9 protein-coding genes are annotated in these 9,655 nt (G+C 40.6%); 6 read left to right on the top strand and 3 right to left on the bottom strand.

What is annotated here, in order from left to right; genetic code table 11:
- Positions 1–152: 152 nt before the first annotated feature.
- Together JMX83_RS15275 and JMX83_RS14305 are read left to right on the top strand one after the other, a co-directional pair.
- Positions 153–287, top strand: coding sequence for a hypothetical protein (locus tag JMX83_RS15275; protein WP_320157669.1), 135 nt, complete (start codon positions 153–155; stop codon positions 285–287).
- The gene (locus tag JMX83_RS14305; protein ID WP_201603129.1) at positions 284–1,444 is read left to right on the top strand and encodes a hypothetical protein; all 1,161 of its coding nucleotides are present in this window, start codon (positions 284–286) and stop codon (positions 1,442–1,444) included. The genes JMX83_RS15275 and JMX83_RS14305 overlap by 4 nt, the downstream gene beginning before the upstream one ends.
- A gap of 24 nt (positions 1,445–1,468) precedes the next feature.
- On the opposite strand, the gene JMX83_RS14300 is transcribed toward JMX83_RS14305, so the two are convergent.
- Entirely contained in the window at positions 1,469–2,449 is a 981-nt protein-coding gene (locus JMX83_RS14300; protein WP_201603127.1) for a capsular polysaccharide export protein, LipB/KpsS family, read from the bottom strand.
- Positions 2,450–2,594: 145 nt separating this feature from the next.
- Here JMX83_RS14300 and galE point away from each other — a divergent pair, with 145 nt between their 5' ends.
- The 4 genes from galE to JMX83_RS14280 all read left to right on the top strand — a co-directional run bounded on the left by galE (position 2,595) and on the right by JMX83_RS14280 (position 7,748).
- Complete coding sequence (gene galE / locus JMX83_RS14295; protein ID WP_201603123.1) at positions 2,595–3,656, top strand: UDP-glucose 4-epimerase GalE; 1,062 nt, start codon at positions 2,595–2,597, stop codon at positions 3,654–3,656.
- Between the two features lie 80 nt (positions 3,657–3,736).
- Positions 3,737–4,630: a UTP--glucose-1-phosphate uridylyltransferase gene (locus JMX83_RS14290; protein ID WP_201603120.1), complete on the top strand. Its 894-nt coding sequence runs from the start codon at positions 3,737–3,739 to the stop codon at positions 4,628–4,630.
- Between the two features lie 3 nt (positions 4,631–4,633).
- A complete protein-coding gene (pgi, locus tag JMX83_RS14285; RefSeq protein ID WP_201603117.1) occupies positions 4,634–6,304 on the top strand; it encodes a glucose-6-phosphate isomerase in 1,671 nt (556 codons plus the stop codon).
- 37 nt (positions 6,305–6,341) lie between these two features.
- Positions 6,342–7,748, top strand: a complete 1,407-nt coding sequence (locus JMX83_RS14280; protein ID WP_201603115.1) for a UDP-glucose/GDP-mannose dehydrogenase family protein — start codon at positions 6,342–6,344, stop codon at positions 7,746–7,748.
- Between the two features lie 65 nt (positions 7,749–7,813).
- On the opposite strand, the gene JMX83_RS14275 is transcribed toward JMX83_RS14280, so the two are convergent.
- Together JMX83_RS14275 and JMX83_RS14270 are read right to left on the bottom strand one after the other, a co-directional pair.
- On the bottom strand, positions 7,814–9,301 hold the full coding sequence (locus tag JMX83_RS14275) for a phosphohexomutase domain-containing protein (RefSeq protein ID WP_201603113.1): 1,488 nt from the start codon (positions 9,299–9,301) through the stop codon (positions 7,814–7,816).
- Positions 9,302–9,551: 250 nt separating this feature from the next.
- Positions 9,552–9,655: transposase (locus tag JMX83_RS14270; RefSeq protein WP_201603111.1), on the bottom strand; the 104-nt coding region annotated here is incomplete at its 5' end.

Raw genomic sequence — 9,655 nt, 5'->3', positions numbered from 1 at the left:
GGGTAATCGTCTTTAGCTTCAATTAGCATACGGACGGCGCGCTCTTTCATTTCAGGGGTATAGTTTCGTGTTTTCATTGTCGTATTCTCTCAGAAAATTGAGTCTCCGACAATTCCGGGGCGGTTCACAATCCAGAACGTACGGCCACCCCTATGCGTACTGCGAACTTTGGTATTGAACCACTTGAGCTTTTATTAGATGCAGAACAGGTAGCTAGAGTAAGTTTAAAAGCTTTGTCTTCGCAAAAAACTGGAATTGTGATTGATGTACGTAAAGATGGAAGATGATTGTGCAAACTGAGATAACGAGCAATCTATACTATATCTATATAGACACGAAAATATTAGGTGCTGTCAAACAGTTATTGAATTACTTTCAGTCACATGTCTTTCATCGTAATGCGTGTATTTCTGTCTATGTAAAATATTATAAGGAAAATTATCGAATAATTTCAGATTTATTTGAAAGTCATAGTATTTCTTATAAGTTTATCAAAAAATATTCAGACATTTCATTCGATGATGGTAAAGTAGTTTTTTATCTATTTAATGCTCAATCTAATTGTCGTATGGTTGCTTTTAGAAACGTATCTCATGTATTTATTACACATGGTGAAAGCAATAAAAAGTCTTCTGTTAAACCAATAGTTCGTATCTATGACCATGTCATAACATCTGGTCAAGTTGGTATTGATAGATACTTAAAGGCAGGTCTGTTTACTGAATCTGATATAGAAAATAATAGAGTTATTAGATTAGGCAGTACTTTTGTGGGACAGAATAACTATTCTTATAAAGAAGAGAGTCGTAATTTATTATATGCACCTACATGGGAAGGGGGAGTACCAGATGAGAATTTCTCTTCGATTGTAAACGGTATTGATAAATTACTACTTAAAGTTATTAAAGATAATGATATTAGAGAAATTATTATTCAAGTACATCCAAACCTAGGCCATAGAAATAGGGACTATATATCTTTTCTAAACAACACCATGTCAATACTCGTTAAAAACAGCGTAAAAGTTTCCATAGTGGAAGATAATGTATCTGTTAAAAAAAGATTGAAAGCTTTTTGTACTGGGTTTAAATATATATCATCAAATAAAAAAATTAGCGTATCGTATGCCATAACTGATATTTCTGCAATGGAAGTACAGCTTCTAATGAAGAACATACCCACTATGGTAGTAGCTTATAAATATAGGTATCAAGAATTAATAGTTCCTGAAAGAATGAAAACATACTATTTAGATAGTATATTTTATTTGGATGATAATAGTGATCAGATAGTATTTACTAACCCTGAATATATTTCTTCTTACATAGAAAGCTACCAAGAAGAATTTTTAGAGAGTTTAAGCTTTGATAAAAGAGTTGAATGGCTATGTAGATATGTTGAAAAAAATAGAATTTCACAAATAAGATATAGGAAAAATATTTAAAAAATTTATTAGTAATATATTCATCTATATAGATTTTTGATATAGGTAATAGCACAAATACATCAATCTTCGCTTATCGTTAATATTGAGTGTCTTAACACTATTAGTCATAGTATAATAAAAAGGTCGCCCTAATACGGTGACTTTTTTTCCTCTTAATAATGCTTCAAATCCACCTAACGATGTAATCGTATAGACATGATCGATAGTTTTCAATGCATCGACCAAATGAATAGATTGAGTGAGGATAAGGCAATCCAGTTCGATGAGTATACTAACGATGTCAGGGTTATCTAACGTCATTGGGTGTGGTTTTACAATAATTTGCGCATCAGGATTTTCTTGAATTGCCTTTTTCACTACATCAAGTAGAGTAATGTCCTTACCGCCACCGTATGTCAATGAGTCGTCATGTGGTACTTGACCTAATACCAGAATACGTTCTTTATTCTTAGTACCATATATTGGTGCGACATCGACATAGGGTTGATGATTGTATTTGCTCACTTTATGCGACACATAATAATCAAGCATTTTCTGTGCTAACGTCTCATCATAGCCATTCTGTTCAAAGTCAAAATTTGCAATGAGGTCGGTCAGATCGTTTGGTCGCGTGGTATCAAAATATGGTGCTTGGCTATCCATTACAATAGATAATGGTGGAGCGCTACTATCATCTTCAGGACCTGAGCGGATAAAACCATCTTCTAAGAAAAAAATATCTAAACCTTGTGCGCGGACATACTCAATAAAGTGTTGAGGCGCTTTATAACCCCAAATATAGATGACAGGATTGACCTTTTGGATAAAAGGCTTGAGCCAAAGATTAAAATACTGCTTATCAAAGTGTCGTTGTATTTGTACATGTGTCGACTCAAGCACCCATTCGCTGACGATATTTTTCCATGGTAGCATGCCAACCACTAGCGCCAAACGCTGATTAGGGTAGCGATAGTGTTTATAGTAACCTGACAATAGTGGCTTGAAGTAGTTATTGAATTTCATGACGTAGTCGATAGCTTGGGTTGGTAGCGGAAAATTGGATATGTATTATTAATATATTTACGTTGGCAATGTATTATAGTTCCCAGTATAGTTGCATTGATGAGCAAAGACGAATAACTAATTCATAAAGTAACGGATCGATGTTATGAAAAATAAAATATTAGTTACTGGCGGTGCTGGATATATCGGTTCTCATACTTGTATAGCACTACATGAAGCAGGCTACGAGATAGTCGTTTATGACAATCTGTCTAATAGTAGCCGTGAAGCGATTAACCGTGTCTTTACTCTCATTGGACAGACAATTGAGTTTATCCAAGGGGATATTCGAGATACTGAGTTACTGAGAGAAGTCTTTACTTCGCATGAATTCTTTGGCGTGATCCATTTCGCTGGGTTAAAAGCAGTTGGGGAGTCAGTAGCAAAGCCATTGCTGTATTACAATAACAATATCAGCGGCACCATAACCTTATTAGAAGTTATGGCAGAGTATAATATTAAAAATATAGTTTTTTCATCATCTGCTACTGTCTATGGTGAGCCTGAATCCTTACCCATCGATGAAAACTCACCACGTTCTTGTACCAATCCTTATGGTCAGAGCAAGCTGACAGTTGAACATATCTTGGAAGATTTAGCTGTGTCTGATGACAGCTGGAACCTGATTGCTCTTAGATACTTTAATCCAGTAGGGGCGCATTCATCTGGGCAAATTGGCGAAGACCCAAACGATATTCCTAATAACTTGATGCCTTATATCTCGCAAGTGGCCGTCGGCAAACTTGATAAGCTCAGTATCTTTGGTAATGACTATCCTACTATCGATGGAACAGGTGTCCGTGACTTCATTCATGTTACTGATTTGGCTCAAGGTCATGTGGCTGCCCTAAATTATCTAGATAAACAAACCAGTCTAAATGAGGGTGGAAAGGCACAACAAGACTCAGTAGGCTTTTTACCTATTAATCTAGGAACTGGCAAAGGCACGTCTGTATTAGAGTTGGTATCTGCATTTTCTGATGTATCTGGACAGGCTATTCCTTATCAGTTTACAGATCGCCGTGCGGGTGACATTGCGAGTTGTTATGCCAGTGCCGATAAAGCGAAAACGTTGTTAGGGTGGCAAGCTGAATTATCAATTATTGATATGTGTCAAGACACATGGCGTTGGCAGAGCATGAACCCAAATGGCTACGATGTCTCTTAAGCCGTATGGCGTTACAGCTGTCTAATAATGCGTTATGATTGTCTCATTTTCACCCATTTTCTTAATATAGCTAACATACTATGAAAAAAATCACTCACGCCGTTATTCCTGTCGCAGGCTTTGGTACTCGTATGTTGCCATTGTCGAAATCTGTACCAAAAGAGTTGTTACCGCTTGGCAATCGTCCTGCGATTCATTACGTGGTCGAAGAGGCAGTCGCTGCGGGTATTAAGCATATTGTCTTGGTCGGTCATGCGCAAAAGAGCGCGATTGAAAATTACTTTGACATCAATGCGGAGTTGGACAATCAATTGCGTCATAAAGGCAAAGATGAGCTGGCTGATAGTTTAAATTGGTTGCCAGAAGATGTGACGGTATCGATGATACGTCAAGGTAAGGCGTTAGGATTGGGTCATGCAGTATTGGCAGCGCGACCAATTATTGGTAAGCATGACTTTGCCGTATTGTTACCTGATGTCGTACTCGATCCATTTACCACTGATATGTCAGCTAATAATTTAGCCTTTATGTTAGATGCCTTTGCTACAGATGGTTACTCACAGATATTGGTCGATAAGGTAGCAGATAAAGATGTACATAAGTATGGTATCGCTCGACTAGATGAAAAGCTCAGTGATACTAATGATACTAATGATACTAATGAAGAAATAAATACTAATGCTAGCTTTAAAGTGGCTGGTTTTGTAGAAAAGCCTAATTTAGCTGATGCTCCTTCCAATCTAGCTGTGGTAGGACGCTATGTATTCAGCAACCATATCTTTGATTACCTAGCCAGTACTAAAGCTTCAGTCGGTGGTGAGATTCAGCTAACAGATGCGATTGATGCTTTGATTGATGCATATGGTGTTCAAGTCACGATTATGCGTGGTAACAGTTATGACGCAGGTGATATGCGTTCGTATATGCAGGCGTTTATCTACTTTGCCGAGCAGCAATTAGCAAATAATGAGTAACTAATGAAAGAAATAAAGGGCGACAAGGCATATAGTAGTGCTCGACATTCTAAATATTGGCAGCAACTACAAACGCTTGCAAAACATCCTTGGTCGCTTGCACAGTTATTTGCGCAAGATGACAAGCGCGCTAAACATTTTAGTGTACAGGCTGGTACGCTGTATATGGACTTTAGTAAGCAGCGTATCGATCAGACAATATTGTCTAACTTACTAAGTTTGGCCGATAGTTGTGAGCTAGATGCTCGTATTGATTCGTTACTACAAGGGGCGATGGTAAATACCAGCGAGCAGCGTGCTGCATTGCACACAGCATTACGATTGCCAGAGACAGCGACATTACAAGTCGATGGACAAAATATCGTCGCTGATGTACATCATAGTTTGACACAAGTAGCACGCCTATCTGAGCGCGTGCGCAATGGTACATGGCGCGGGTTTTCGGGCAAGGCAATTACAGATGTTGTCAATATTGGAGTTGGCGGCTCCGATCTAGGCCCACTCATGGCAACTACAGCACTCGACGAATGGGCAGATACCAGTATTGAGGTGCATTTTGTCTCCAATATGGACGGCACTCAGCTTGACAATCGACTCAAGCATTTAAATCCTGAGACCACACTATTTATTATCTCTTCCAAATCCTTTGGTACGGTTGATACTTTATCAAATGCTAAGACAGCATTATCTTGGCTACTTGCAACGGCAAAACTCCGTGCAGGCACAGAAGGTAGTGTATTACGTCGTCACTTTATCGGTATCTCAGCCAATAGTGAAAAAATGAGTGCTTGGGGAATTCATCCTGAGCATCAGTTGCAGCTTTGGGAGTGGGTTGGCGGTCGATTTTCTCTATGGTCAGCAATTGGCCTTGCCATTGCTATTCGTATCGGTATGAATGGCTTTAAGGCGCTATTAAGCGGTGCTCATAGTATGGATGAGCATTTTGCACAGGCTGATTTTGCTGATAACTTACCAGTATTGCTAGGCTTACTGGCTGTTTGGAACAGTACTTTTTTACAAGTAAATGCGCACACTGTATTGCCTTATGATGGCAGGCTAGGCTATTTGCCGAGTTATCTTACCCAGCTAGAGATGGAGAGTAATGGTAAGTCCGTTACTCGGAATGGGGATCATATTGACTATGATACGTGTCCAATTCTATGGGGTGAAATTGGCTCAAATGCGCAACATGCATTCTATCAACTGCTACATCAAGGCACGCAGCAGGTCTCCTGTGACTTTATCGCTTGCGTACGTCGCTACGGTGATGATGCACAAAACTCCTCATTGCAACAACAGCACGAGTTGTCTTTAGCCAACTGTTTGGCGCAAAGTCGAGTATTGGCATTTGGCAATGCTGCTGTGACAGATCTGGTCGATCCACAGACAGTTTCCGAAGCAGACAAATATAAGTACTACCGTGGTAATCAACCATCAACTACCTTGCTTATTGATGAGCTTACGCCTCATAGTTTGGGTGCGCTGGTTGCGCTCTATGAGCATAAGGTTTACGTGATGGCCAGTATTTGGGATATCAATCCGTTTGATCAATGGGGGGTTGAGATGGGCAAGCAAATGGCAGAGTCTGTGCATGACGCTATGCAGCAAGAGACTCACAGCCAATTTGATACTTCTACCGACCAATTATTACAGCATATCAAAAAACTGTCTTAGTAATACTGATCAATCAATAATGTAAAAAGGTACACTCATGGGGACTACTACAAACGATCAATGTACGCCTTATAATGAATTTGCATCAAACCCATTGATCAATTCCAATGTGTGTGTGCTAGTTGGCCATAGTATTGAAGCGATTACCAGTGCAGTGGTGCTGGCAAGTTTAGGTCAACGCGTTCACCTGTATGCAGACATGGATCTATTGGCTCAGCAGATACAGCAATATAGCTTTGAGCATCATCTGCAAGCGCTATGGCAAATGTATGTACAGCAGCGAGTTATTACGAGTCAAGCATTGCCAGATAGTGCAGAGACGTTAATACAATATTATGAAACGGCAAATCATGGTGACAGCCACGTCGTCAGTCAGAGCATTCATAGTGATGATCGAAATAAAGTGGCGCTTTACTGGTTGTTTTTAGACAGTATTAAGCCAACATGGAACGACGACAGCTGGATTACGGCATTTAACCACAGTCACCAACAGGCATTACCTGTGATTATGAGTGGTATTGAGCAATTAGGAGCTATCTCAGCGCTATCTGAGCGTTTACAGCGCGCTTGGGTTTATTATGTCCCGTTCGTATTTTTACAAGATGGTGATGCTTATAATTCCATGTTGAACCCTGCATTATGGTTGCTGGGTGAAAAAACAGCAGACAGCAACCAACATTTAGAGATGTTACAGCCGTTAATGCAGCATGCTCGCGCCGCTCATCATGCCGATATCGCCACGATAGAGTTTGCTCGTAGTAGTATCATGGCGATGCTCGCGACCCGAGTAAGCTTTATGAATGAGATGTCACGCTTGGCGGATAGCCAGCAGGTGGATATCAGTCAGGTGAGTCGTATCATGGGGTTGGACGAGCGCGTAGGCAGTAGCTATCTACAGGCAGGCTGGGGGTTTGGCGGTAATACACTACCTACCGAGCTGGCTAAGTTACAGCAGTCGAGCACAATGCACAGTTTAGATATGCCTCTTTTACAGTCTGTCGTGCATATTAACGAAGACCAAAAAGAGCTGATATTTCGCAAGTTTTGGCAGTATTTTGATGGCTTCATTGATAATAAAACAGTCATGATCTGGGGCGGCAGCTATAAAGCAGGCTCAGGCCGTACCGCAGGCTCAGCTATCCATCCGTTATTAGCATTACTGTGGTCTTATAATATCCGTACACTAGTCTATAGCGATAAGGCACAGGTTGAGCTTGCTGCACTGTACGAACAACAACCTTTACTTGAATTGATTAGCAGTCCTTATCAGAGAATCAATGATGCTCAGGCCGTTTTTTTGATCAGTTGGTCGCCACGAGATCGACTAGATATTGATAAAATCAATCAGCAAGCCATGCCAGTATTTGATGCGCAAAATATATTTACTCGGTCGCAAATTGATCGCTTAGTAGGCGACTATGTGGGCATTGGCCGATCTAAATAATGTTATTGAAGTTCTTCATTATCAAAAAAGCTCGCTAATCATGATTAGCGAGCTTTTTTGTGATTTTATGCTGGAACCGCACCTTGTGCTGCTAGCCATTGCTGAATTTCTTGAGTTTTATCAGACAATAACGCGTGATCGCCGCGACTTTCGATATTCAATCTGATAAGTGGTTCAGTATTTGAAGCACGCAAATTGAAGCGCCATTCGCCAAAATTCAGACTCAAACCATCAAGCAGAGATTTAGTTGGATTGTCGATACTAAATTTTTCTTCGATTGCGCTGATGATCGTTGGAGCATCATGAGTCGTGAGGCGAAAGTTTAGTTCGCCTGAGCTGGGATAAGACTGAATATAGCCTGTGACCAATTCTGATAAGGTTTTACCCGTGATAGACAGCAGCTCTATGGTGAGTAACCAAGGAATCATACCGCTGTCGCAATAGAAAAAGTCACGGAAGTAATGATGGGCGGACATCTCACCACCATAGACCGCACCTGAATGACGCATGACTTGCTTGATAAATGAGTGTCCAGACTTGCTGATGACGGCATTTCCATCATGTTCTCTAATAACGGCTTCCGTGTTGTATATGACTCGTGGATCATAAACAATGGACTCGTTTGGATACTTATTCAGAAAAGCTTGAGCGAGCATACCGACGATGTAACTACCATCAATGAACACGCCATTTTCATCAAACAAGAAGCAGCGATCAAAATCACCATCGAAGGCAATACCAAGATCCGCTTTGTTTTCCAAAACGGCCTGCTGGGTCGCCAGTCTATTGGATTCAATCATTGGATTGGGAATACCGTTAGGGAAGCTACCATCAGGCGTATGATGCAATGTGATAATTTCAATGGGTGCACCAGCTTTTACCAGTCTATCGATTAACAAGTCAACGACTGGACCTGCGCTACCATTACCAGAGTTAATAATCAGTTTAAGGGGCTTTAATTTATCAACATCAACAAAAGTCATGACATGATCGATATAAGCACTTTTATCAGTCAATAATTGCAACTGTCCTGATTGATTGTCAGTGGTAAATTGTCCTGATTCTGCCAATGCCTGAATCTCTGCCAAACCATCATCCGCACTGATAGGTTTTGAGTGCTCTTTGACCAGTTTTAAACCATTGTAGTTGATAGGGTTGTGGCTTGCCGTAACTTCTATACCGCCCAGTGCCTGATAATGACTGGTAGCAAAGTAGACCTCTTCCGTACCACTCATGCCCAAATCAATAACGTCGACGCCTGCATCAACGATGCCTTTGATAGCGGCTTGTTTTAATTGCTCACTAGAGTGGCGAATATCACTACCAATGACGATAGCGGGCTGTAGTTCTGCCATATCATTGGTTTGAGTTTCAATGGCTGCGTGATAGCGCTGATATAAAATCTGAGCAAAAGCCCGACCAATACGGTAGGCGATGTCTTCATCGAGATTGACGCCAAGCTCACCGCGTATATCATAGGCTTTAAACGAGTTGATGGTGATAGCATTGAATTCCATGGCTGGCTGATAGCTGGTGGTCGCAGAAGTCGACATAATGATAAAATTCCTTGCGCGTGAGCAATGATAAAATAAGAAAGTAGATCGCATAATTATAAGCCAATCAGGGTTCAATGATACATTAACTGCTCAATGAGTTAGATACATGTCGATATGTATGACGCAGATTTATGCTGATCGATCACTAAGCCTCGTACTACACTGACATACGAGAATGATAAACTATCAAAAAAGCGAAAGAGGACTCCACCCGACATTAGGGCGGAGGTGAATTTCGCATCACTGGCTAGCCTTGCTGGTTCTGAATATATTGTTTAATAATATCTAATGGCGCACCGCCACAAGAGCTTGCAAAATAGGAGCGTGACCAAAGCACAGGTTTAGAATAAG

This window comes from Psychrobacter piscatorii, assembly GCF_904846415.1.
Taxonomy (GTDB): Bacteria; Pseudomonadota; Gammaproteobacteria; order Pseudomonadales; family Moraxellaceae; genus Psychrobacter; species Psychrobacter piscatorii.
This window is presented reverse-complemented; position numbering and strand designations above follow the sequence as displayed.